Here is a 24,168-nt window from a genome sequence, read left to right as displayed (position 1 = left end):
AAGTATCCGTAGTGTGCCCTGAGAATGCAAATTTAATTATTGACTGAACACTCATTCATTATTTATGATAAAGTAAAGATATGACAATGCAGAGGGGAATCAGAACAAAGGGGGAGACAAGATGAACGCTTTTCTCATGGTAAACGCGCTGCTGTTCTTAGCTGTAACCGCTTACGCCGTTTATTTATTCGTTTACCTGATCAGAACGAGGATCGCTTATATTAAGCTCGGCCAAAGGGAAGAATTTGATAAACGCCTGAAAGAACGTCTGCAAATGATATGGGTGAATGTGTTCGGACAGAAAAAATTGCTGAAAGATAAAAAAAGCGGAATCATCCACGTTCTGTTTTTTTACGGATTTATACTCGTTCAGTTTGGCGCAATTGATTTTATTCTGAAAGGGCTGCTTCCCGACCGGCATTTGCCGTTCGGCCCGCTTTATCCGGCGTTTACCTTTTTTCAGGAAATCGTCACGTTTCTTATTTTAATCGCTGTGGTTTGGGCGTTTTATCGGCGCTACATTGAAAAACTCGTCAGACTGAAACGCGGGTTTAAAGCGGGGCTTGTCCTGCTGTTCATCGGCGGACTGATGGTGACGGTGCTTCTCGGGAACGCCATGAACCTTTTATGGCACGATCATTCTTTGTCCTGGACGGAGCCGATCGCTTCCTCCATTGCGTTTGTGCTCGGCGGTCTTTCAGCACCGGCCGCAGCCGCCGTGTTTTATGTTTCATGGTGGCTTCATCTGTTGTTTTTGCTCAGCTTTTTAGTGTACGTGCCGCAGTCAAAGCATGCACACTTAATTGCGGGTCCGGCGAATGTGTTCCTCAGCAGGCTGGATTCAAAAGGGAAACTGGAAAAAATTGATTTCACCGATGAAACGAAAGAAAGCTACGGTGTCGGAAAGATTGAAGACTTCCGCCGCTCCCAGCTTGTCGATCTTTATGCCTGCGTCGAATGCGGCCGCTGTACAAATATGTGTCCTGCTTCCGGTACGGGCAAAATGCTTTCACCGATGGATCTCATCTTAAAGCTGAGAGACCACCTGACGGAAAAGGGCGCTGCCGTGACATCAAAATCTCCGTGGGTGCCCGCGCCCGTTTTTCAGCACACGAAGGCGAATCAGCTCGCCGCGGCTTCCTCAGGGGGAGGATCGCGTGAAGCGGCGGCAGCCATTGACTACAACCCAAGCTTAATCGGCGAGGTCATTACGGAAGAGGAAATCTGGGCGTGCACCACATGCCGCAACTGTGAAGATCAATGTCCGGTCATGAATGAACACGTTGATAAAATTATCGATCTGCGCCGCTATCTTGTGCTTACGGAAGGGAAGATGGACAGCGACGCGCAGCGGGCCATGACAAGCATTGAAAGACAGGGAAACCCGTGGGGCTTAAACCGGAAAGAGCGGGAAAACTGGCGGGAGCAGACGGATACAGAGATTCCGACAGTGAAAGAAATGAAAAAACAAGAGAAAGAGTTTGAATATTTGTTTTGGGTCGGTTCAATGGGTTCTTATGACAACAGAAGCCAAAAGATCGCCGTCTCATTTGCAAAACTGCTCAATGAAGCGGGCGTATCCTTTGCGATACTCGGCAATAAAGAAAAAAACTCAGGCGATACGCCGCGCCGTTTAGGCAACGAGTTTCTGTTCCAAGAGCTGGCGGAACACAACATCGGCGAATTTGAAAAACACGGGATCAAAAAAATCGTCACGATTGACCCGCACGCCTATAATATGTTCAAAAATGAATATCCGGATTTCGGATTCCAGGCTGAAGTCTATCATCATACTGAATTATTAGCCGAGCTGGTGTCGCAGGGGAAACTAAAACCGCTTCATCCGGTGAATGAAACGATCACCTTCCATGACTCATGCTATTTAGGCAGATACAATGAAGTGTATGAGCCGCCGAGAGCGATCTTAAAAGCCATCCCGGGCGTTCAATTGAAGGAAATGGAGCGCAGCCGCGAAAACGGAATGTGCTGCGGCGCCGGGGGAGGCCTCATGTGGATGGAAGAAGAAACGGGAGTGAGAATCAACACGGCCCGGACTGAGCAGGCGCTTTCTGTCAGCCCGACGGTCATCAGCTCCGGCTGCCCTTACTGCCTGACCATGCTCGGTGACGGTACAAAAGCGAAAGAAGCCGAAGACGCGATCGGCACTTATGATGTCAGTGAATTGCTCGCCATGTCTGTATTCGGTACGGGAAAACAAGAGTCTTCATAGAGAGAAGCAGGCCGCCCGCGCATATGCCGGCGGCTTTGTTTTCGCACATCGGCCGAATTATGAAGGGACGCCTCTAAAATTTCTTAAATTACACTGTTAAGGGTAGCATATTCTGTTTTAATTTGTTTATAATGAGAGGTATGGTTTATGAACAAAACAATACAAAATCGTTCTTATTATAGGATAGAAACAGATACATATAAGTAATAGAAAGGGAGTGTCCGACCTTGAGTATCAAACAATATTCTCAGGAACAGCTGAAGCAGATGGCTTTAGTTGAAATCGCTCACGAAATTTTCTCAGAACATAAAAAACCGGTTCCGTTCCAGGAGCTGCTGAATGAAATTACTTCCTTGCTCGGTGTTACGAAAGAGGAACTGGGTGACCGCATCGCCCAATTTTATACTGACCTCAACATTGACGGCCGCTTTATTGCTCTGTCAGATCAGACTTGGGGGCTTCGCAGCTGGTATCCGTACGATCAGCTGGACGAAGAAACACAGCCGACTGTAAAAGCGAAAAAGAAAAAAGCGAAAAAAGCCGTTGAGGAAGATCTTGATCTTGACGAATTCGAGGAAGTTGATGAAGATGACATCGATCTCGATGAATTGGAAGAAGATATTGATCTTGAAGCAGACAGCTTTGACGACGAAGATATCGACGATGAAGAAGATGACGACGATCTTGAGATCGAAGAGGATATGCTTGAAGAAGATGAGGAAGATGATGAGGATGAAGACGAGGATCAAAAACGCTGATTTCATAGCAGCAAAACGATCTTGACTTTCATTGTCGAACTATGTAGTATGTATTTTGGGCTCTTCAAAAAGAAGAGAATTCATAAGAGTGCTACGCTCCCTTTCAAGAAATTGAAAGGGAGCTTTCTTATTTTCATCTCCCAAATTCTTTTATACATCATTTGTTTTTAGTGAAATGATTTTCTATAAAACGGCACATTTTAAAGAATGTAGCGCAGACCGAAGAGAGGAGCAAACGAAATGACGAAATATATTTTTGTAACCGGGGGAGTTGTATCTTCACTCGGAAAAGGAATTGTGGCAGCATCACTGGGCCGCCTGTTGAAAAACAGAGGCATGAGCGTCACCATCCAAAAATTTGACCCTTATATCAACGTTGACCCGGGAACGATGAGCCCGTACCAGCACGGTGAGGTGTTCGTAACCGATGACGGCGCTGAGACTGACCTTGACTTAGGGCACTACGAGCGTTTCATTGACATTAATCTGAACAGATTCAGCAATGTGACGACCGGTAAAATCTACTCTGCTGTATTGAAGAAAGAACGCCGCGGGGACTACCTCGGGGGAACGGTTCAGGTCATTCCGCATATCACAAATGAACTGAAAGACCGCGTTTACCGCGCCGGCAAAGAAACAAATGCAGATGTAGTCATTACTGAGATCGGCGGAACCGTGGGAGATATCGAATCCCTTCCGTTCCTTGAAGCCATCCGTCAAATGAAAAGCGACATCGGCCATGAAAACGTAATGTACATTCACTGTACGCTTGTTCCGTACATCAAAGCGGCGGGCGAGCTGAAAACAAAACCGACGCAGCACAGCGTAAAAGAGCTGAGAAGCCTCGGCATTCAGCCTAATATCATCGTCGTGCGCACAGAAATGCCGATTTCTCAAGATATGAAAGATAAAATCGCGCTCTTCTGCGATATTGACACGAAAGCGGTTATTGAATGTGAAGATGCGGACAACCTTTACTCCATCCCGCTTAACCTTCAGGAGCAGGGACTCGATAAGCTTGTCTGCGATCATATGAAATTAGAGTGCAAAGATCCGGATATGACGGAATGGAAAGACCTTGTCACAAGAGTGAAAAACTTGTCTAAAACCATTACAATCAGTCTCGTCGGAAAATACGTCGAGCTTCAAGATGCTTACATTTCAGTCGTTGAATCACTGCGCCACGCGGGCTATGCGTTTGACGCTGATGTGAAGATCAAATGGATTAACGCCGAAGAAGTGACGGAAAGCAATATTCAAGAGCTGACTGACGGCACAGACGGAATCATCGTGCCCGGCGGATTCGGAGACCGCGGTGTAGAAGGGAAAATCATCGCCGCCAAGTACGCGCGTGAAAATAAAATTCCGTTCTTCGGCATCTGCCTCGGTATGCAGATTGCATCCATTGAATATGCGCGAAACGTATTAGGTCTGGAAGGGGCGCACTCTGCGGAGATCGATCCGTCCACTCCTTATCCGATCATTGACCTTCTTCCTGAACAAAAAGATGTCGAGGATCTCGGAGGAACGCTTCGTCTCGGACTGTACCCTTGTAAGCTTCAGGAAGACACGAAAGCTTTCGAAGCATATGCGGATGAAGTGGTATACGAACGCCACCGCCACCGTTATGAATTCAACAATGAATACAGACAGCAAATGGAAGAGAACGGTTTTGTGTTCTCAGGCACAAGCCCTGACGGCCGCCTTGTGGAAATTATCGAGCTGAAAGACCATCCTTGGTATGTCGCTTGCCAATTCCACCCTGAGTTCAAATCAAGACCGACAAGACCTCAGCCTTTATTCAAAGACTTTATCGGCGCTTCCGTACAAGCTGCCGAACAGAAGTAATAAAAAAAGACTTGCCTCCGTTAAAAGCGGCAAGTCTTTTTTCTTCATCAGTCATATTCCTGCACCATTTCTTTTAATGTAAAGGACAGTGCGTGATAGACATACAGGCCTGTCATTAATGAAGGAAAGCCGTATCTTGTTCCGTCTTCATCGGGCAGAAGCGGCATTTTTAATTTGCTGTCAATATGAACATCACAAAATGCCTCAATCCCGGTTTGATCCTTAATGACGGGGGACACGCAGACAAGGCCGATCCCTTTTTCATAAAGCTTTTTTGCCAGCGCCTGTTCTTCAGCCGTACCCGGGCCTGAACAGAACATCAGCACCCTGTCGCTTTCTGTAATCGAATCAGCTGTATCCGGAAACGCCTTGACCGAAGGCATCGGTTCAGAGCCGAGTTCCGCCTCGCACAAAATGCCCTGCATCTCATTTGCGCCGTATAAATAGATGGAATGGCCGCTGACGGCCGCCTGAGCCAGCAGCCGCGCGCCGTCTTCTATTGCTTCGGATTCCTTATCCTGAATGCGGGAAAAAATGCCTGCAAGCTGCGTCGTAAAGATCTTTAACATGAGTGAAACCTCCTTTACACTAACAAGAACAGTATACAACAAAAGAGAAAATGCTCAGAAAATGTCGGAAAGTAGACTATTATAATTAAAGGAAATGTGAAAATCAAACAGAATACATTAACAACTGCTTCCTTTTGACGAAAATGATAATATTGGGGTGTAAAATGATGAATGAAAAGATTTTAATCGTAGATGACCAATATGGTATACGTATATTGCTCAATGAAGTGTTTCATAAAGAAGGGTACCAGACGTTTCAGGCCGCCAACGGCATACAGGCGCTGGACATCGTAACGAAAGAACGGCCGGATCTTGTGCTTTTAGATATGAAAATCCCCGGCATGGACGGAATCGAAATTCTCAAACGCATGAAAATGATCGACGGCTCCATCCGCGTCATTATTATGACCGCTTACGGAGAACTCGATATGATTAAGGAATCAAAAGAGCTCGGAGCGCTGACTCATTTTGCAAAACCTTTCGACATTGACGAGATCAGAGACGCGGTGAAAAAGTATTTACCTCTAAAATCGAATTAATAAAATTAGAAACAATTATGTCATTGTGTTGCCGATTTGTCGAAAAGTTGGTATCCTAGAGATGGAGAAAAAGCGATCTGTTGTTTTACATATGACAGGTTTTTATGGTCATGCTATAGGGTGGAAAGCTTTTTTCGAGAAGAAGCAAATCAGGCTACATAAGGAGGACTTTCGACATGCCTTTAGTTTCAATGACGGAAATGTTGAATACAGCTAAAGAAAAAGGATATGCTGTTGGACAATTTAACCTAAATAACCTTGAGTTCACTCAAGCTATTTTACAAGCAGCAGAAGAGGAAAAATCCCCGGTTATTCTTGGTGTTTCAGAAGGCGCGGGACGCTACATGGGCGGCTTCAAAACAGTCGTTGCCATGGTTAAAGCTCTTATGGAAGAATACAAAGTGACAGTACCTGTTGCCATTCACTTAGACCACGGTTCAAGCTTTGAATCTTGTGCGAAAGCGATTCATGCAGGCTTCACTTCTGTAATGATCGACGCATCTCACCATCCGTTTGAGGAAAACGTAGCAACTACATCTAAAGTGGTTGAGCTTGCTCATTTCCACGGCGTTTCAGTTGAAGCTGAGCTCGGAACTGTCGGCGGACAGGAAGATGACGTTATCGCTGAAGGCGTAATCTATGCTGACCCTAAAGAGTGTCAAGAACTTGTAGAGCGCACTGGCATCGACTGCCTTGCACCTGCATTAGGTTCTGTTCATGGCCCTTACAAAGGCGAACCGAACCTCGGTTTCAAAGAAATGGAAGACATCGGCAAATCAACCGGCCTTCCGTTAGTACTTCACGGCGGTACAGGAATTCCGACTGCCGACATTAAAAAATCAATCTCACTTGGTACGGCTAAAATCAACGTAAACACTGAAAACCAAATTTCTTCTGCAAAAGCTGTCCGCGAAACATTGGCAGCTAAGCCGAACGAATACGATCCTCGTAAATATCTTGGACCTGCTCGTGAAGCGATCAAAGAAACGGTTATCGGTAAAATGCGTGAGTTCGGTTCTTCAAACCAAGCTTAATCCGGTGTAACATCCATAAACCGCCTGACAGCATTGCCAGGCGGTTTTATGTCTTACCTTTAGAAAGCGCAATCATGTTTTACAGTTCTGAAAACTTATTACTGGGGAGGCTTTCCTTATGTTATTTTTCATTGATACAGCAAACATTGACGAGATTAAAGAAGCTTACGAACTTGGCGTTCTTGCCGGAGTGACGACAAACCCTAGTTTAGTAGCAAAAGAAGCTGACGTGACTTTCCATGACAGACTTCGTGAAATTACGGAAGTCGTGAGCGGATCAGTAAGCGCAGAAGTCATTTCCCTGAATGCTGAAGAAATGATTGAAGAAGGTAAAGAACTGGCGAAAATCGCGCCGAATATCACGGTGAAAATCCCGATGACGTCTGAAGGGTTAAAAGCCGTAAAAGCGCTGAGCGACCTGAACATAAAAACAAACGTAACGCTCATCTTCAGCGCCAACCAGGCGCTTTTAGCCGCAAGAGCCGGAGCGACTTATGTATCTCCGTTCTTAGGCCGCCTGGATGATATCGGCCATAACGGCCTTGACCTGATTTCAGAAGTAAGACAGATTTTTGACCTTCATGACATTGATACACAAATCATCGCAGCTTCCATCCGTCATGCGCAGCACGTGACTGAAGCGGCTTTGCGCGGTGCACATATCGGTACGATGCCGCTGAAAGTCATTCACCAGCTGACAAAACATCCGTTAACGGATAAAGGCATTGAGCAATTTTTGGCAGACTGGAATAAATAAGGGTGTAATGGGCGGCAAACCGGTTGCATCCGTTTGCCGCACCCTATTTCCTGTTTGACGGCGGGCCTTCATATCAAAGTTCCCCGGAATGTGAACCCGGCGGGTCTCTGTGCATCCTGTGTAAAAAATGCCCCGTAAAGCTTCGCTATTTTCTTCCTGTTATTTTATAATGTCCTTGTATTCTTTCTCTTCGAATTGGCTACATTTTGGACAAGAGCTTTATTTGCAGAGACAGAATAAAATGCCATTTTATTTATGCTCCGCAGCTATCTTCTTATGGAAGGAGACTATCATGGAAAAGTTGAATATTGCCGGCGGCGATCCGTTAAACGGAACCGTACATATCAGCGGTGCGAAAAACAGCGCCGTCGCATTGATACCCGCAACCATTCTGGCAAATTCCGAAGTAACGATCGAAGGGCTTCCGGAGATCTCAGATATTGAAACGCTGCGTGACCTGCTGAAAGAAATCGGCGGAAACGTCCATTTTGAAAAAGGAGAAATGGTCGTGGACCCTTCACCGATGATCAGCATGCCGCTTCCCAACGGCAAAGTGAAAAAACTCCGTGCTTCTTATTATTTAATGGGCGCGATGCTCGGCCGCTTCAAACAGGCGGTCATCGGACTGCCGGGCGGGTGCCATCTCGGGCCTCGGCCGATTGACCAGCATATAAAAGGGTTTGAGGCGCTTGGGGCTGAAGTCACCAATGAACAAGGCGCGATTTATCTGCGCGCCGAAAGGCTGAGAGGCGCACGGATTTATTTAGATGTCGTCAGCGTCGGGGCGACGATCAATATCATGCTTGCCGCTGTGCTCGCTGAAGGAAAAACCGTGATAGAAAACGCCGCCAAGGAACCTGAGATTATTGATGTTGCCACACTGCTCACCAGCATGGGCGCAAAGATAAAAGGCGCGGGAACCAATGTGATCAGAATCGACGGCGTGAAAGAGCTGCACGGGTGCAGACATACCATCATCCCGGACAGAATTGAGGCGGGCACCTTTATGATCGCCGGCGCGGCGATGGGGAAAGAAGTCATTATTGATAATGTCATACCGACCCACCTGGAGTCTTTGACGGCAAAGCTCAGGGAAATGGGTTTTCACATCGAGACGAGTGACGACCAGCTTCTTATGCTCGGCGGGCAGAAGCAGATAAAACCGGTCGACGTAAAAACGCTTGTTTACCCGGGATTCCCGACTGACCTTCAGCAGCCGATGACCTCTCTGTTAACGAGAGCGGGCGGCACGAGTGTCGTGACTGACACCATCTACTCGGCCAGATTTAAGCATATTGATGAGCTGAGACGGATGGGAGCCAACATGAAAGTGGAAGGCAGGTCAGCGATTATCACCGGTCCGGCCGAGCTGCAGGGCGCAAAAGTAAAGGCGAGCGATCTGCGTGCAGGCGCTTGTCTGGTCGTAGCAGGGCTGATGGCCGACGGCGTAACCGAAATTACCGGTCTTGAGCATTTGGACCGCGGCTACAGCAATCTTGAGAAAAAACTCGAAGGTCTGGGCGCCACAATCTGGCGGCAGAGGCTGACGGACGAAGAGATAGAACAGCTCCAAAATTCATAGAAATGCGGACTTTTGAGAGGAGATCGTGTTGAAATGGAAAGAAGCTTATCAATGGAATTGGTTCGGGTTACAGAAGCGGCGGCTTTAGCATCTGCCAGATGGATGGGCCGCGGGAAAAAGGATGAAGCCGATGATGCGGCGACAAGCGCCATGCGTGACGTGTTTGACACGGTGCCGATGAAAGGAACGGTCGTTATCGGGGAAGGAGAGATGGATGAAGCGCCGATGCTTTACATCGGCGAAAAGCTCGGAAACGGCTACGGCCCCCGCGTCGATGTCGCCGTCGATCCTCTTGAAGGCACTAACATCGTAGCCAGCGGCGGCTGGAATGCGCTGACGGTGATCGCGGTCGCTGACCATGGAACACTGCTGAACGCTCCTGATATGTATATGGAAAAAATTGCGGTCGGACCTGAAGCGGTAGGCTGCATCGACATCGAAGCTCCTGTCATTGATAACTTAAAAGCTGTTGCGAAAGCGAAAAACAAAGACATTGAAGATGTCGTGGCAACCATTTTATATCGCGACAGACATGAAAGAATCATCTCTGAATTGCGTGAGGCCGGCGCCAGAATCAAACTGATCAACGACGGTGATGTCGCGGGCGCCATCAATACGGCCTTTGACCATACGGGCGTAGACATTCTCTTCGGCTCAGGAGGGGCACCTGAAGGCGTGCTGTCTGCCGTTGCGTTAAAAGCGCTCGGCGGCGAAATCATCGGCAGGCTTCTGCCGCAAAGTGCGGAAGAGCAAGCCCGCTGTGAGCGGATGGGCCTTGATGTATCCAAAGTGCTCCGGATGGAGGATCTTGTGAGAGGGGACGACGCCATTTTTGCGGCAACGGGCGTAACGGACGGAGAGCTTTTGAAAGGCGTTCAGTTCAAAGGCACAGTCGGCACGACCGAAAGTCTGGTTATCCGGGCGAAATCAGGAACAGTCCGATTCGTTGACGGAAGACACAGCCTGAAGAAAAAACCAAATCTTGTGATCCGGCCATAAATAGAGAAAAGCGGGACTTTCCGTCCCGCTTTTCTTTTGCAAAAAAGAGTCAACCCTATCATTTATATGTCAAAGCATTATTTAAGTTGAATAATTTTTTAAAATGAGGTAAAAATAAAGAGTGCTGCGATTTTTCTGTGTCATTCCTTCTTTTGAGTACTGGGAAATTTTCAAATTCTACCGCATACAGACGATATAAATATTGATCTTCTCAAGTTTTTGTCCTCGCTTCCTTCAAAACTCATTAAGACAATCCTTTTTAAAAAAAGCGCCGATCATGGGTGGAAGTGTTACCGATAGAAGTTCCTGAATGTTTTATAAAAGAATGTGCTTTGGCGGAATCATGCAAAGCAGCCGATTTGAATGAAAACAGCAATACATTGACTATGAAAAGCGTGGTGTTTTTTATGAAAGACGTATCTATTTCCTCTTTGGAAAATATGAAATTAAAAGAACTGTACGAACTGGCAAGACATTATAAAATCTCCTATTACAGCAAACTGACCAAAAAAGAATTAATCTTTGCCATACTGAAAGCCAACGCCGAGCAGGAGGATCTTCTGTTTATGGAAGGTGTGCTCGAAATCATCCAATCGGAAGGGTTCGGCTTCCTCAGACCGATTAATTACTCGCCAAGCTCAGAAGACATCTACATTTCTGCTTCCCAGATCCGCCGCTTTGATTTAAGAAACGGTGACAAAGTTTCCGGCAAGGTGCGCCCGCCGAAAGAGAACGAACGCTATTACGGACTTTTGCACGTTGAAGCGGTAAATGGCGATGATCCGGAATCCGCGAAGGAGCGCGTTCATTTTCCTGCGCTGACTCCGCTTTATCCCGACCGCCAAATGGTGCTTGAGACGAAACCGAATTATCTCTCTACACGAATTCTCGATATGATGGCTCCTGTCGGTTTCGGCCAGCGCGGTCTGATCGTGGCGCCGCCGAAAGCCGGTAAAACCATGCTGTTAAAAGAAATCGCTAACAGCATTACGACAAATCAGCCTGACGCTGAATTGATCGTGCTCTTAATTGATGAAAGACCGGAAGAAGTAACGGATATCGAACGTTCCGTAGCGGGCGATGTCGTCAGCTCCACGTTTGATGAAGTGCCGGAAAATCACATCAAGGTAGCGGAGCTTGTGCTTGAACGGGCGATGCGTCTCGTTGAACACAAAAAAGACGTTATCATCCTGATGGACAGCATTACCCGCCTGGCACGCGCCTACAACCTCGTTATCCCGCCAAGYGGACGTACGCTTTCCGGCGGTATTGACCCGGCTGCATTCCATCGTCCGAAGCGCTTTTTCGGTGCCGCGAGAAACATTGAAGAGGGCGGCAGCCTGACCATTTTAGCGACGGCACTCGTAGACACGGGCTCCCGGATGGATGACGTCATCTATGAAGAATTTAAAGGAACGGGCAACATGGAGCTTCACCTTGACCGTTCTCTTGCGGAAAGACGGATTTTCCCGGCGATCGATATCCGCCGCTCCGGTACACGGAAGGAAGAGCTGCTCGTGCCGAAAGAGCATCTTGACCGTTTATGGGCGATCCGCAAGTCGATGTCTGATTCTCCGGACTTCGCAGAGAAGTTTATGAGAAAAATGAAAAAAACGAAAACAAATCAGGAATTCTTCGATCTGATCAACCAAGAATGGAAGCAGGCGAACCTGTCATCATCAGCCCGCCGCTGATAAAAAATGTATTTGCAAATGCAGTAAATGACTGATATAATTCTCTCATATGCGTTCCGGATTCGCTCCGGAATAATAACTCTGTTTCCACATGGGATTCAGGGCGGAAGGAGATGGATACAATGAAAGCAGGAATTCATCCTAATTTCAAAAAAGCAACAGTTAAATGCGCTTGCGGAAATGAATTTGAAACAGGCTCAGTAAAAGAAGAGGTACGCGTTGAGATTTGCTCTGAATGCCACCCATTCTACACTGGACGTCAAAAATTCGCTTCTGCTGATGGTCGTGTTGATCGCTTTAACAAAAAATACGGTCTTAAGTAATAATAGATTTTACAGGCAGGCAAGAATTGCTTCTTGCCTGTTTTTTATGTCTATAAACAGGAAAAAAGGGGAGCGGATAGCCTATGTACATAATGAAGCAAAGCGGATGGCTTGAGCTGATATGCGGCAGCATGTTCTCTGGGAAATCAGAAGAGCTGATCCGCAGAGTGAAAAGAGCGACATATGCGAAGCAGGAGGTTAAGGTATTCAAACCTGCCATTGATAATCGCTACAGTGAGGAAGCCGTCGTTTCCCACAACGGCACATCCATGACAAGCCACGTCATCTCGTCTTCGGCTGAAATATGGGATCATATCAGTGAAAGCACGGACGTCATCGCGGTAGATGAAGTGCAGTTTTTCGGCGAATCGATCATTGACGACTTATCCCGGCTTGCCGATAAAGGCTATCGTGTCATCGCGGCCGGACTTGATATGGATTTCCGCGGAGAGCCGTTCGGCGTTGTGCCGAATCTGATGGCGGTTGCCGAATCGGTAACGAAGCTGCAGGCGGTATGCTCTGTCTGCGGGTCGCCGGCAAGCCGTACGCAGCGTTTAATTGACGGGAAGCCCGCTTCCTATGATGACCCGGTCATTTTAGTCGGCGCATCAGAGTCATACGAAGCGAGATGCAGGCATCATCACGAAGTGCCGAAAAAACAGACTGATAAATAACCCTTTTCATGAAAACATCGGTAAAACTTCCGGTGTTTTTTTGACGTTTTTTCAAATATTGTAGTTAAATAACTTAAAAAAGAGTATGAAAAAATTAAGTAATTTTCATCTCTTGAATTTTCATTTTTACAGGCATAAAATGACTAAGTAATGTAAATAGTTATGAGACATTGTTCGAATAATTGTCAAAAAAAGATATAGCAGATCGCGATCACATTAACCAAATTGGGTAATTACTTAACTTTGTTAACTATTTGAAGAAAGAAGGAGATTTTCTTGAATAATATTAAAGTAACGAAGGAAGGCAACTTAGAAACTACTTTAAGAGGAAAAGAAGTTCTATCTATCCCTACTTTAAATAAAGGCGTTGCGTTTTCAGCAGAGGAAAGAAAAAGCCTTGGATTAGACGGGCTGCTTCCTCCGACAATTCTGTCTCTTGATGAACAGGCTAAACGCGCATACGAGCAGTTTCAGGCTCAGCCGGACCGCCTTCGCCAAAACGTATATTTGAATGATTTGCAAAACCGTAACGAAGTTCTTTTCTTTAAATTGCTTCAAAACCATCTTCGCGAAATGCTGCCGGTTGTTTACACACCGACTGTAGGTGAAGCGATTCAAGAATACAGCCATGAGTACAGAAGACCTCAAGGGATTTACCTTTCTATCGACAATGTGGAAGGCATTGAAGAAGCATTTGAAAACCTTCATGCCACTGCCGGCGATATTGATCTGATCGTTGCGACAGACTCAGAAAGCATCCTCGGAATCGGTGACTGGGGTGTAGGCGGAATTAACATCGCCATCGGTAAATTAGCTGTATACACAGCCGCTGCCGGTATTGATCCAAGCCGTGTTATTCCTGTCGTTCTTGACGTCGGTACGAACAATGAAAAACTTCTGAACGATCCTTTATACATCGGTAACCGCCATGAACGTATCCAAGGCGAACGTTACGAAGCTTTCATTGACGCTTATGTAAAAGCTGCGCTTAAATATTTCCCTAAAGCTCTTCTTCACTGGGAAGACCTTGGAAACAAAAACGCGCGCAATATCATGAAGAAATACAATCATGAAATTCTTACTTTCAACGATGATATTCAAGGTACTGGTGCGATTACGCTTGCAGGTGTGCTTGCAGCTATGAAGAAAACAGGCGCTTCTATTAAAGATCAGCGTGTGGTTGTCTTCGGTGCTGGATCTGCCGGAATCGGAATCGCTGACCAAATCCGCGACACTATGGTGCTTGCAGGTCTTTCTGAAGAAGAAGCCAACAAAGCATTCTACACAATGGACTACAGAGGCCTGTTAGTTGAAGGTATGGAAAACATTCTTGATTTCCAAGAGCCGTACCTGCGCACAGCTGAAGAAATTAAAGATTGGAAACGCGATGAAAATGGACAAATTCCTTTCATTGAAGTGATCCGTCAAGCAAAACCGACTATCTTAATCGGTACTTCAGGCCAAAGCGGCGCATTCAGTGAAGAAATCGTAAAAGAAATGGCAAAACACGTTGAGCGTCCGGTCATCATGCCGATGTCTAACCCGACACCGCTTGCTGAAGCTGTTCCTAGCGATCTTTTCAAATGGACTGACGGTAAAGTTCTTGTGGCAACAGGAAGCCCGTTTGAAAATGTTGAGTACAATGGCGTTTCTCATGAAATCGGACAATCTAACAACGCATTCGCGTTCCCTGGACTTGGCCTCGGCTCAATCGTTGTAGAAGCGAAAGTGATTACTCCTGCAATGTTTGCGGCAACTGCTGACGCAATCGCAGAAAGCGTTGATTTTGAAACACCGGGTGCAGGCCTTCTGCCGAGCATGAGCGACTTACAAGAAGTTTCAATTAAAGTTGCGATCGCCGTAGCAGAAACTGCAATTAAAGAAGGCGTGGCAAACCGCACTCCTGAAAATGTAGAACAAGCCGTTCTTGATGCAATGTGGAAACCGCAATACAAACAAGTTGTAGCTAAATAATTTTACGATTAATTTTACAGTCCGAGGGAAAGCTTTTATATAAAGGCTAAAGTATACGGACATTAAGGATTTGGAGGAGAACATTTTGAGCTTCTTAGATATTTTAATCCTCCTGGCACCGATCTTTTTCGTGATCGTGCTGGGTTGGTTCGCAGGTCGCTTCGGAAGTTATGACGCGAAGTCAGCAAAAGGGGTAAGTACCTTAGTTACGAAGTACGCGCTTCCGGCGCATTTTATCGCCAGTATTTTAACCACTTCAAGAAGTGCGTTTTTAACACAGGTTCCTTTAATGATCGCTTTGATCATCGGGATTGTCGGATTCTATATCGTCATTCTGCTGGTGTGTAAATTCATCTTTAAGTATGATTTAACGAACTCATCTGTATTTTCTTTAAACTCAGCACAGCCGACATTTGCATTTATGGGTATTCCTGTACTCGGAAGTTTATTCGGCGCAAACGAAGTAGCGATTCCTATTGCCGTAACGGGTATCGTGGTTAACGCTATGCTTGATCCGCTTGCGATCATTATCGCTACTGTCGGTGAGTCATCTAAGAAAAAAGACAATGAAAACGAAAGCTTCTGGAAAATGACTGGTAAGTCTATTCTTCACGGTCTTTCCGAACCGCTTGCGGCTGCACCGCTTATCAGTATCATCCTAGTGCTGTTCGGTGTAAGTCTTCCTGAGCTCGGCGACAAAATGCTTGAGCAGCTCGGAAGCACAACATCAGGTGTTGCGCTCTTCGCCGTCGGTGTAACTGTCGGTATCCGCAACATCAAGCTCAGTGTGCCGGCTTTCGGTATCGCTTTGTTAAAAGTTGCCGTTCAGCCTGCATTGATGTACTTGATCGCTCTTGCAGTCGGACTTCCGGCTGACCAGATCACAAAAGCGGTATTGCTTGTTGCATTCCCTGGATCTGCGGTAGCGGCGATGATTGCCACACGTTTCGAAAAACAAGAGGAAGAAACTGCGTCTGCGTTCGTGATCAGTGCGATTTTATCTCTAATCTCACTGCCGATCATCATTGCGCTGACTGCATAATGAAAAGCTCCCTGTTTCAGGGAGCTTTTTTAATTAGAATTGAAATTTAAAAGGCGAAAATCTCGTTTTTTTTCTGGGTTTCTTATGTTCTGAAGAAGCGGCTGTTTCTGAGAGGGGAGCTGTCTGGACAAGTTCCTGGATGCGGGAGGCCAATGTCTGCAATTCGGCATTGAGGTCGTCGATTTCCCGTCTGTGCTGAAGAAGCTGATAAGACACACCTTCATCCGCCTTTTGTTTCAGCTGGCGTTCCAGCTCAGCTATTCTTGATAGCAGTTGGTCCCCGTCCTGTTTCTCTTTCGTGAGAATATCCAGCTTGCGTTCCAGCTCTGCCAACCTTTGTTCGGCGCCGCTGCTGGTTTTCGGCCGCTGCAAAATAAAGCCCGTCCGTTTTTTCGGCTGCCGGGGCACTTGCACGTCCAGCAGAGCAGTGCCTTCAGAAATTTGCCGTTTGACCGATTTTAGCACATCAAGGTCCTCAGGCGTAAAGGAATAATGCCCGAGCTCATTTCGTTCAGCCGGAAGATTCAGCTGCTTGACCCACCTTTGCACCGTTTTTGCGGAGACACCGAGTTCTTTCGCAGCCATGTTTGTATTCATGATCACATACCTCCTTTTCAGCTAGGTATTCGACCATGATGCGGCGTTCCCTTCATGTTAGACAAAACAAGAAGGAATTCGCCAAAGAAAGCAACATTTCTTCAAAAAACGTTACGCTTCATACAATTCCAGCGGAAGCTTGTCGGGATCGAAGAAAAAGGTAAAGCGTTTCCCCGTCAGCGGATCGGTTCTGACCGGTTCTGTGTCGATGCCCTTTTCCTTTAACTCCCTGACAGCCGCTTCAAGATCGTTTACAGTGAAGGCGAGGTGCCGGAGACCTGCTGCTTCAGGACGGGTCGGCCGCTCGGGCGGATCGGGAAAGGAAAACAATTCAATCACATATGTGCCGTCCAGCGCCAGATCGAGTTTATAAGACCCGCGCTCCTTTCGGTAGGTTTCCTTTATAATACCGAAACCGAGCGTTTCGGTGTAAAAAGCTTTCGACTTTTCATAATCAGAGCATATGATTGCTATATGGTGGATGGATTTCAGCATATCCGCTCCTCCTTTTTTGTTTCAGTATAGCAGAGGCCGATTGCTTTTGACTGGTGATAAGCCCTATACTATAATGAGAATGTTACGCACAGGAAAACAGAGGTGAAGACCGTGTTAGACCGTTTACAGTCAATTGAACAACGATACGAAAAATTAAATGAGCTTTTAAGTGATCCGGAAGTGGTCAACGATCCGAAAAAGCTTAGAGAATATTCGAAAGAGCAGTCTGATATACAGGAAACTGTTGAAGTCTATAGACAATACAGAGATGCATCAGAACAGCTTGCCGATGCGAAAGCAATGCTTGAGGATAAGCTTGATGCCGATATGAGAGAAATGGTGAAGGAAGAAATTTCCGAACTGCAGGGAGAGACCGAAACCTTATCAGAGCGTTTGAAAGTGCTCCTCATCCCGAAAGACCCGAACGATGACAAAAACGTAATCATGGAGATCCGCGGCGCAGCGGGCGGAGAAGAAGCCGCTCTGTTTGCGGGAAATCTCTACAGAATGTACTCCCGTTATGCCGAAATCCAAGGCTGGAAGACCGAAGTCATGGAAGCAAACGTGACCGGAACGGGCGGTTACAAGGAAATCATCTTTATGATTACGGGAAAAGGCGCGTACTCCAAGCTGAAGTATGAGAATGGGGCGCACCGCGTGCAGCGGGTGCCGGAAACGGAATCAGGCGGCCGCATTCATACGTCTACGGCGACGGTGGCGTGTCTTCCGGAAGCGGAAGAAGTAGAAGTGGACATCCATGAAAAGGATATCCGCGTCGATACATTCGCATCAAGCGGACCGGGCGGACAGAGCGTAAACACGACAATGTCGGCCGTACGCCTGACGCATTTGCCGACGGGTGTCGTCGTATCCTGTCAGGATGAAAAATCTCAGATTAAAAACAAAGAAAAAGCGATGAAGGTGCTCCGCGCCAGAATCTATGACAAATTCCAGCAGGAAGCCCAGGCAGAATATGATCAGACACGCAAATCAGCCGTCGGTTCAGGCGATCGTTCTGAACGTATCCGCACATACAATTTCCCGCAAAACCGTGTGACGGATCACCGCATCGGACTGACGATTCAAAAGCTGGACCAAATCCTTGAAGGGAAGCTTGATGAAGTGGTTGAAGCGTTAATCGTAGAAGACCAGTCAAGCAAGCTCCAGCAGGCGGAAAATTAAGATGAAGACCGTTTTTGAAGCCCTAAGCTGGGCTTCTTCTTATTTAACCGAAGCGGGAAGAGAAAAAAACGCGGCCGAGCTGCTGCTGTTAAATGATACGGGAATGGATCGGAGCAAGCTTCTCGCAAGTCTGCAGGAGCCTGTCGGCGAGGATGAGCTATACCGTTTCAGACGGCATGTGGAAATGCATAAAGAAGGCATTCCGATTCAATATATTATCGGGAAAGAACAGTTTTACAGCAGGGAATTCTTTGTGAATGACGATGTTCTCATTCCGCGTCCGGAAACGGAAGAAGTCGTCTTTCATCTGCTGGACAGACAGAAGCGGGTGTTTTCTGAGGGAGAACGTCTGAATGTAATTGATATCGGAACGGGGAGCGGAGCCATTGCGGTGACGCTTGCGCTTGAATGCGGACATTTTTCAGTATCGGCTTCGGACATATCAAAAGAAGCGCTTCAGGTGGCGGAAAGAAATGCGCAAAACCTCGGAGCGGACGTCCGCTTTTTGCAGGGAGATCTTTTAACTCCTTTTATTTCATCAGGAATAAAAGCGGATATTATTGTGTCCAACCCGCCGTATATTTCTGAAGAAGAGATGGCGGAGTTATCCGATATCGTCCGTTTTCATGAGCCGCTTCATGCTCTTACGGACGGCGGTGACGGCTTGAAATTCTACAAGCGGTTTATGGAGGAGCTGCCTCTTGTCATGAAAGATGAAGCGCTTGTCGTCTTTGAAATCGGATATAATCAGGGAAAAGCCGTGAAAGACCTGTTCCGTCATTCCTTTCCGAATGCGGAAGTGGAAGTCATAAAGGACATCAATGGAAAAGACAGAACCGTATCCGCGGTCATCACATCATGAAAAAAGCCTGCCGGTGACGCACACGGCAGGCTTTTGTTACAATGGAAAGAAAATGAAAGGGGTATCCGCCTTGAAAAAAGCATTTGCTTTCGGCTGTATACTGGCCGCCGCAGCTTATGCGGCGGGGTTTGTTCTGCCGTTTGGCTTTGACGGCATTTTCGGTGCCGTTACGGCCGTTCTTATCATCACAGCGATCATCGTTTCCGGGTTGGCCGTAAGCGGAGCAGAACAGCGGGCCAATTATCATTCTGAAACAAAAGAAGGCCGGCACGCCCGTTTAAAGATGGCAGCCGTTTTCTTTTGCGCCGCTCTGCCTTCAGCCGTCTGTCTGCTGATTACGCTTCTGTAGCCGGACTTTGTCTTTGCAGCAATACGGAATCCCACACCCAATAGACGGCGGCTGTTAAAACCGCAAAAATATAAAAGGCCGAATTAGAAAACAGAGATTGGCCTGACGGCTGCAACAGACCGAAGATGATCCCGTTTGCGACAAATGACGTTCCTAAATAATAAAGGAAATAAAGCGGATGAAATCTCTTCGGCTTTTTATTCAAAAAGTATTGAAGCGGCAGCGCAAAAATCAAATAGGGAAACAAAAAATAAAATGCCATCGAAATGAAAGCCGCGAAAATAAATTGATGAACATACAAAATAGAATAAATGACAGACATACATGCCGCCGACAGCAGCACGGTGTAATTATATTTCATCTGAAAACCCTCCTATCAAAATAATATCGTACCATATTCTGAGTCTGTCAATGCAGATTATCAGCTTGCTAGATTTTTTTCTTCCCGCCGGTTTAAACCTTTTCGGTCATGTCCATAATGAGACTAGATAAAAAAGCACGGAGAGGAACGGTGGGGACCGATGAAACAGACAATGATGATCTGCATATATATTTTTCTTTTATTATCAGGAGCGCTTGCGGGCTTAACGAAAGAAGAAACAGCGCGGGCGTCAGCCAATGAGCCCGTTGTCATACCGGATGAAGCGATACGGCTTCGGATCTTAGCCAACAGTGATAACGATGAGGATCAAACGCTCAAGCGCCAGATCAGAGATGCTGTAAACAAGGAAATCACGGGCTGGGTGAAAGATATCACTTCTATTGAAGAAGCGCGGCGGCTCATCCGTTCAAAGCTTCCTGAAATTAAAGAAATCGCCAAACAAACAATGAAAGAAAAAGGTGCGCATCAATCCGTTTCAGTTGAATTCAATAAAATTTCGTTTCCGACAAAGCTTTACGGCAATATGGTCTATCCGGCCGGAAAATATGAAGCGATTTTAATTACCCTCGGCAATGGCGAGGGCGCCAACTGGTGGTGCGTCTTGTTTCCGCCGCTATGCTTCCTTGATTTTTCAAACGGTGAAGCGGTGAAAGATCAGGAAGACGGCGGACAGAAGCAGGAAGAAACGAAAAAACAGACAGAAAAAGTGATGGATGACGTCAAAGCGAAAGCTGATAAAGCGAAGAAAGAAAATAAAGATGACGATGATACTGAAGTGAAGTTTTTCCTCGTCGATTGGATTTCAGATCTGTTTTCCTGAAGCAAAAAGGCATAAATCCGGATTCGATTCATAGATTGGAAGAAAGAGTTGATCGAAACGGAGGGGAAATATATGTTTTATCAGCTGAGAGTGGCAAGAGATCAAGATACGGAGGCGCTGGAGGCCTTTTTGAAAAAGGCTGATACGGCACATGCGGAAATCGATCAGCAGATCAGCCGGTTTATCATGCTGGAGGACAGTGAGAAAGAGATTGCCGCCTGTCTCGGGATCGAAAAATTCAGCGGCGGAAAAGGGCTTCTCCGTTCACTCGTTATGTCGGACAGGCTGAACCAAAGCCATATCGTTACGCTGTTTCAAAGTATGGATGTGCTGTGCAAAAAACATGAAATTCAAGATGTCTACTTAGTCGCCAATCAGCCCTCATCTGCTGAATTTCTGAGTGTGATGGGATTTGAAGAATGCGCCGATGTGCCTGATGAACTGTATACGTCCGAGCATTTCCGCAATTCGTTATGCACAGAAGGTTCGTTTTTGATGGTGAAAACCTCTGCATAACCTCACTTATGCACAAAGTTATCCACTTATCGAAAAGTGTTGTCCACAGTTTGTGGATAACACTTGTTTTATTAAAGGACATCTTTTATACTTTCAAAAGGAATACATGAGAGAAAATAAAGTTTTACCGCTTTAAAATAAGGAGTTTGGTTATACATGAAAACAAGAAGATGGTTTGTGGATTCTTCCGCAAAATTATCCACAACCGATCCCCAGATTACACAAGCCGCGGAATTGCTCCGGCAGAATGAAGTTGTGGCTTTTCCGACAGAAACCGTTTACGGACTGGGCGCTAACGCTGAAAATACGGAAGCCGTAACGAAAATTTATGAGGCGAAAGGAAGGCCGAGCGATAATCCGCTGATTGTGCATATATCTGACATCAGCCAGCTTGATCGTTTTATCAGCCATATTCCTGAAACGGCGAAAAAGCTCATGACGCTTTTTTGGCCGGGCGCGCTGACCCTGGTCTTGCCGTGTAAGCCCGGCGTGCTGTCCCCCCGTGTCACCGCGGGACTTGAGACGGTAGCGGTCAGAATGCCTGATCATCCGGTGGCGTTAGCCCTCATCAGTTCGGCCGGACTGCCGATCGCAGCGCCGAGCGCCAATTTATCAGGAAAACCGAGCCCGACGAAGGCCGAGCATGTGGCTCATGATTTAAACGGCCGCATTGCCGGCATTGTGGACGGCGGAGCGACCGGAATCGGAGTGGAATCAACCGTTCTGTCCTGTACGGGGAAACAGCCCGTGCTGCTTCGTCCGGGCGGCGTGACAAAAGAACAGATTGAATCCGCAGCCGGTCCGGTTCTTGTGGATAAAGGGCTGACCGAAGAAGATCAGGTTCCTATTTCTCCCGGTATGAAATATACACACTATGCGCCTTCTGCGCCGATGGCTATTGCCGACGGCGGCGCTTTGAGAATTCAAGAGCTGGCTGACGAATATAAAAGCCGGGGAAAACGGATCGGCATTCTGACAACAGAGGAGAATGCCGGTAGGTACGAGGCTGATTTTATTAAGGTATGCGGCCGGCGCGCCGACCTTGAAACAGTGGCGACGGCCTTGTACGATGCGCTCCGCAGCTTTGATGATGCAAAAGTGGATATGATTATTTCTGAATCCTTTCCGGACACCGGAGTGGGACTCGCCATTATGAACAGGCTGATGAAGGCTGCGGGCGGCACCGTTATCCATTAACTTGTTCTACCCCTTTTCGGACATGCATAAGCTAAACAAGCGGGCACGTCCAAGGGGGTTTTTTATTTCATGTCGAATCTATTCATCGGGGAGCTTGTCTCCTTAAGCATCATGGCATTTGCTTTGGGGACGGATGCTTTTTCCGTCGGGCTCGGAATGGGAATGATTCAGCTGAAGAAAAAACAAATCTTTCATATAGGAATTGTCATCGGGCTGTTTCATGTCATCATGCCGCTGGCAGGAATGGCAGCCGGGCATCTGCTGTCCGGTTTTCTGGGGATGCTTGCCGTTTACATCGGCGGGTCTCTTCTTTTCATTTTAGGAGTGCAAATGATCATCGCTTCGTTTAAACAATCGGACGGGCCGCTCATATCTCCGGCAGGCTCGGGACTGTTCTTATTCGCGGTCGGTGTCAGTCTTGACAGTTTTTCTGTCGGGCTCAGCCTCGGGATGAACGGCTCCAACCCGATGCTGGCCGTTGCGCTGTTCGGAATCTTCAGCACCGTTTTAACATGGGCGGGGCTCTTGGCGGGAAGAAAGGTGCAATCATGGCTCGGCTCCTACAGCGAAGCCCTCGGCGGAGCCATTTTGATCGGATTCGGGCTGAAACTGCTTTTACCGATATAGGGCTGAGTAAAAAAGAAACGAAGATGCCGTTTCTTTTTTCTTCATTTATAATAGGCAGTAAGAGGTGACGGATATGAAAATAATTTTTGTTTGTACAGGCAATACGTGCCGCAGTCCCATGGCTGAGGCTCTTTTTAAATCCATTGCAGTAACGAAAGGGCTGGACGTCAGCGCAAGCTCTGCCGGAGTATTCGCGTCCCCGAACGGAAAAGCGTCGGCTCATGCCGTGGAAGCGCTGTTTGAAAAACGGATCGCTCTCAATCACAGTTCATCTCCCTTAACGGAAGAACATATCGAGACGGCCGATCTGGTGCTGACGATGACCGAACAGCATAAACAGCTGATCGAAAGCCGATATCGAAACAGTCATGGTAAAGTATTTACCATTAAAGAATACGTAACGGGAAAAAGCGGCGATATTTCTGACCCGTTCGGCGGTCCGCTTGATGTTTATAAAAGGACGCGGGACGAACTGGAGGAACTGCTGACCCTTTTGGCTGACCAATTGCTTGACGGAAAAAGCAAGTAATCTGTCAGAAAATCTGCAAACAGGTCATTTGCAAAACGAATATGAAAGAGTAGAATAAAATCAACGGATTTCGTAAAAAAGGACAAGCACACTGGGCTGTCTTCGCCCAGCCACACCTAGGAGGTAAATGAATGAAAGTAGCTATTGCGTCAGATCACGGCGGCGTCCATATCCGCGAAGAAATCAAAAGTCTGCTGGATGAATTGCAGATTGAATACATTGATATGGGCTGTGAATGCGGCAGCGGTTCTGTTGATTATTCTGACTACGCTTTTCCGGTAGCGGAAAAAGTGGTGAACGGTGAAGTTGACAGGGGAATTTTAATTTGCGGCACAGGCATCGGCATGAGCATTTCCGCAAACAAGGTAAAAGGAATACGCTGTGCGCTTGCGCATGACACCTTCAGCGCAAAAGCGACGCGGGAACACAATGATACGAATGTTCTTGCGATGGGGGAGCGCGTCATCGGCCCGGGGCTGGCGCGCGAAATCGCAAAAATCTGGCTGACGACTGAATTTACGGGCGGCCGCCACGAACGGCGGATCGGCAAAATCGCAGATTACGAAGAAAAAAATCTGTAAGAGGTGCT

Annotated in this window: 26 protein-coding genes and 1 pseudogene; 23 read left to right on the top strand and 4 right to left on the bottom strand. The window is 47.0% G+C overall.

Features of this window, described 5'->3' with window-relative positions; genetic code table 11:
- Positions 1-121 precede the first annotated feature (121 nt).
- From AC1DN5_RS02420 to pyrG, 3 genes are all read left to right on the top strand, one after another.
- Positions 122-2,230: a (Fe-S)-binding protein gene (locus AC1DN5_RS02420; protein WP_327814765.1), complete on the top strand. Its 2,109-nt coding sequence runs from the start codon at positions 122-124 to the stop codon at positions 2,228-2,230.
- A gap of 227 nt (positions 2,231-2,457) precedes the next feature.
- Positions 2,458-2,988: a DNA-directed RNA polymerase subunit delta gene (gene rpoE / locus AC1DN5_RS02415; RefSeq protein WP_016937614.1), complete on the top strand. Its 531-nt coding sequence runs from the start codon at positions 2,458-2,460 to the stop codon at positions 2,986-2,988.
- Positions 2,989-3,228: 240 nt separating this feature from the next.
- Positions 3,229-4,836 carry a glutamine hydrolyzing CTP synthase gene (gene pyrG, locus AC1DN5_RS02410; RefSeq protein ID WP_016937615.1) on the top strand — a complete coding sequence of 536 codons (1,608 nt, stop codon included), beginning with the start codon at positions 3,229-3,231 and terminating at the stop codon, positions 4,834-4,836.
- Positions 4,837-4,883: 47 nt separating this feature from the next.
- On the opposite strand, the gene AC1DN5_RS02405 is transcribed toward pyrG, so the two are convergent.
- Positions 4,884-5,405: a DUF2529 domain-containing protein gene (locus AC1DN5_RS02405; RefSeq protein ID WP_326351180.1), complete on the bottom strand. Its 522-nt coding sequence runs from the start codon at positions 5,403-5,405 to the stop codon at positions 4,884-4,886.
- Positions 5,406-5,569: 164 nt separating this feature from the next.
- On the opposite strand from AC1DN5_RS02405, the gene spo0F reads away from it, so the two are divergent.
- From spo0F to AC1DN5_RS02350, 11 genes and pseudogenes are all read left to right on the top strand, one after another.
- On the top strand, positions 5,570-5,944 hold the full coding sequence (gene spo0F, locus AC1DN5_RS02400) for a sporulation initiation phosphotransferase Spo0F (protein WP_095241197.1): 375 nt from the start codon (positions 5,570-5,572) through the stop codon (positions 5,942-5,944).
- 176 nt (positions 5,945-6,120) lie between these two features.
- Positions 6,121-6,978: a class II fructose-bisphosphate aldolase gene (locus AC1DN5_RS02395; RefSeq protein WP_269774160.1), complete on the top strand. Its 858-nt coding sequence runs from the start codon at positions 6,121-6,123 to the stop codon at positions 6,976-6,978.
- 118 nt (positions 6,979-7,096) lie between these two features.
- Positions 7,097-7,735, top strand: a complete 639-nt coding sequence (gene fsa, locus AC1DN5_RS02390) for a fructose-6-phosphate aldolase (RefSeq protein ID WP_016937619.1) — start codon at positions 7,097-7,099, stop codon at positions 7,733-7,735.
- A 292-nt stretch (positions 7,736-8,027) separates the two neighbouring features.
- Entirely contained in the window at positions 8,028-9,317 is a 1,290-nt protein-coding gene (locus AC1DN5_RS02385; RefSeq protein ID WP_016937620.1) for a UDP-N-acetylglucosamine 1-carboxyvinyltransferase, read from the top strand.
- 33 nt (positions 9,318-9,350) lie between these two features.
- Entirely contained in the window at positions 9,351-10,316 is a 966-nt protein-coding gene (gene glpX / locus AC1DN5_RS02380) for a class II fructose-bisphosphatase (protein ID WP_016937621.1), read from the top strand.
- A gap of 201 nt (positions 10,317-10,517) precedes the next feature.
- A pseudogene (locus tag AC1DN5_RS02375) lies at positions 10,518-10,657 on the top strand (hypothetical protein); the annotation flags it as partial.
- A gap of 66 nt (positions 10,658-10,723) precedes the next feature.
- Positions 10,724-12,010, top strand: coding sequence for a transcription termination factor Rho (rho, locus tag AC1DN5_RS02370; RefSeq protein WP_003151107.1), 1,287 nt, complete (start codon positions 10,724-10,726; stop codon positions 12,008-12,010).
- 122 nt (positions 12,011-12,132) lie between these two features.
- On the top strand, positions 12,133-12,333 hold the full coding sequence (gene rpmE, locus AC1DN5_RS02365) for a 50S ribosomal protein L31 (protein ID WP_003151132.1): 201 nt from the start codon (positions 12,133-12,135) through the stop codon (positions 12,331-12,333).
- An 83-nt stretch (positions 12,334-12,416) separates the two neighbouring features.
- Complete coding sequence (locus AC1DN5_RS02360) at positions 12,417-13,007, top strand: thymidine kinase (protein ID WP_016937623.1); 591 nt, start codon at positions 12,417-12,419, stop codon at positions 13,005-13,007.
- Positions 13,008-13,283: 276 nt separating this feature from the next.
- A complete protein-coding gene (gene malS / locus AC1DN5_RS02355) occupies positions 13,284-14,981 on the top strand; it encodes an oxaloacetate-decarboxylating malate dehydrogenase (protein WP_316099676.1) in 1,698 nt (565 codons plus the stop codon).
- An 85-nt stretch (positions 14,982-15,066) separates the two neighbouring features.
- Positions 15,067-16,023: an AEC family transporter gene (locus tag AC1DN5_RS02350; protein ID WP_316099674.1), complete on the top strand. Its 957-nt coding sequence runs from the start codon at positions 15,067-15,069 to the stop codon at positions 16,021-16,023.
- A 33-nt stretch (positions 16,024-16,056) separates the two neighbouring features.
- Here the strand turns inward: AC1DN5_RS02350 and racA are convergent, their stop codons facing one another.
- Positions 16,057-16,620, bottom strand: a complete 564-nt coding sequence (racA, locus tag AC1DN5_RS02345; protein ID WP_366969853.1) for a chromosome-anchoring protein RacA — start codon at positions 16,618-16,620, stop codon at positions 16,057-16,059.
- Positions 16,621-16,731: 111 nt separating this feature from the next.
- Entirely contained in the window at positions 16,732-17,115 is a 384-nt protein-coding gene (gene gloA2, locus AC1DN5_RS02340) for an SMU1112c/YaeR family gloxylase I-like metalloprotein (protein WP_045926575.1), read from the bottom strand.
- A 111-nt stretch (positions 17,116-17,226) separates the two neighbouring features.
- On the opposite strand from gloA2, the gene prfA reads away from it, so the two are divergent.
- The 3 genes from prfA (at position 17,227) to AC1DN5_RS02325 (ending at position 19,508) form a co-directional block, all read left to right on the top strand.
- Complete coding sequence (gene prfA / locus AC1DN5_RS02335; protein WP_029575294.1) at positions 17,227-18,297, top strand: peptide chain release factor 1; 1,071 nt, start codon at positions 17,227-17,229, stop codon at positions 18,295-18,297.
- 1 nt (position 18,298) lies between these two features.
- Positions 18,299-19,159 (top strand): peptide chain release factor N(5)-glutamine methyltransferase, encoded by an 861-nt coding sequence (gene prmC, locus AC1DN5_RS02330; protein ID WP_366969852.1) that lies wholly within the window; start codon positions 18,299-18,301, stop codon positions 19,157-19,159.
- Between the two features lie 70 nt (positions 19,160-19,229).
- Positions 19,230-19,508 carry a DUF5316 family protein gene (locus AC1DN5_RS02325; protein WP_029575295.1) on the top strand — a complete coding sequence of 93 codons (279 nt, stop codon included), beginning with the start codon at positions 19,230-19,232 and terminating at the stop codon, positions 19,506-19,508.
- Here the strand turns inward: AC1DN5_RS02325 and AC1DN5_RS02320 are convergent.
- On the bottom strand, positions 19,495-19,869 hold the full coding sequence (locus AC1DN5_RS02320) for a UPF0715 family protein (protein ID WP_045926574.1): 375 nt from the start codon (positions 19,867-19,869) through the stop codon (positions 19,495-19,497). The two genes, AC1DN5_RS02325 and AC1DN5_RS02320, sit on opposite strands and share 14 nt — an antisense overlap.
- Positions 19,870-20,029: 160 nt before the next feature.
- Here AC1DN5_RS02320 and spoIIR point away from each other — a divergent pair, with 160 nt between their 5' ends.
- The 6 genes from spoIIR (at position 20,030) to rpiB (ending at position 24,160) form a co-directional block, all read left to right on the top strand.
- Positions 20,030-20,710, top strand: a complete 681-nt coding sequence (gene spoIIR, locus AC1DN5_RS02315; RefSeq protein WP_047475866.1) for a stage II sporulation protein R — start codon at positions 20,030-20,032, stop codon at positions 20,708-20,710.
- Positions 20,711-20,782: 72 nt separating this feature from the next.
- Positions 20,783-21,226, top strand: coding sequence for a GNAT family N-acetyltransferase (locus AC1DN5_RS02310; protein WP_029575296.1), 444 nt, complete (start codon positions 20,783-20,785; stop codon positions 21,224-21,226).
- A gap of 156 nt (positions 21,227-21,382) precedes the next feature.
- Positions 21,383-22,423, top strand: coding sequence for an L-threonylcarbamoyladenylate synthase (locus AC1DN5_RS02305; RefSeq protein WP_342007153.1), 1,041 nt, complete (start codon positions 21,383-21,385; stop codon positions 22,421-22,423).
- 69 nt (positions 22,424-22,492) lie between these two features.
- On the top strand, positions 22,493-23,050 hold the full coding sequence (locus tag AC1DN5_RS02300) for a manganese efflux pump MntP (RefSeq protein WP_016937635.1): 558 nt from the start codon (positions 22,493-22,495) through the stop codon (positions 23,048-23,050).
- Between the two features lie 73 nt (positions 23,051-23,123).
- Entirely contained in the window at positions 23,124-23,579 is a 456-nt protein-coding gene (locus AC1DN5_RS02295; protein WP_047475863.1) for a low molecular weight protein arginine phosphatase, read from the top strand.
- Between the two features lie 131 nt (positions 23,580-23,710).
- Positions 23,711-24,160: a ribose 5-phosphate isomerase B gene (gene rpiB, locus AC1DN5_RS02290; protein WP_016937637.1), complete on the top strand. Its 450-nt coding sequence runs from the start codon at positions 23,711-23,713 to the stop codon at positions 24,158-24,160.
- The last annotated feature ends 8 nt before the right edge of the window (positions 24,161-24,168 follow it).

Source organism: Bacillus sp. 01N42_2, from assembly GCF_056399565.1.
This window is presented reverse-complemented; position numbering and strand designations above follow the sequence as displayed.